This window comes from Wenyingzhuangia sp. 2_MG-2023 (genome assembly GCF_030548295.1).
Classification (GTDB): domain Bacteria; phylum Bacteroidota; class Bacteroidia; order Flavobacteriales; family Flavobacteriaceae; genus Wenyingzhuangia.
Genome location: NZ_JAUOSB010000111.1, coordinates 1 through 269, shown reverse-complemented (window position 1 = coordinate 269; position 269 = coordinate 1). Strand labels below are relative to the sequence as shown.

The 269-nt window shown below is 39.8% G+C and carries 1 pseudogene; it reads right to left on the bottom strand.

The features are described from left to right. Positions 1–8: 8 nt before the first annotated feature. Positions 9–269 (bottom strand): annotated as a pseudogene (locus Q4548_RS17265) (energy-coupling factor ABC transporter ATP-binding protein); the annotation flags it as partial.

Here is a 269-nt window from a genome sequence, read left to right as displayed (position 1 = left end):
GATATAGGTTACGTTCTCGAATGTAATGTCCATAGGTCCTCCAACAGTTCTTTATGATTTAACGGCTCGGTAGAAATAGCTACTCCTGCTTGTTTCAATTCACCTGCTAGAATAGCGACAAACGGAACATCCAGTCCAATTTCTCTTAGAGCTTCTTTTTGTGAAAATATCTCTCTAGGTGTCTGCTCTTTCCAAATTTCACCACTATTCATAACAATAACTCGATCAGCCTGGGCAACCTCTTGCAGGTCATGTGTTATGGTTATTAA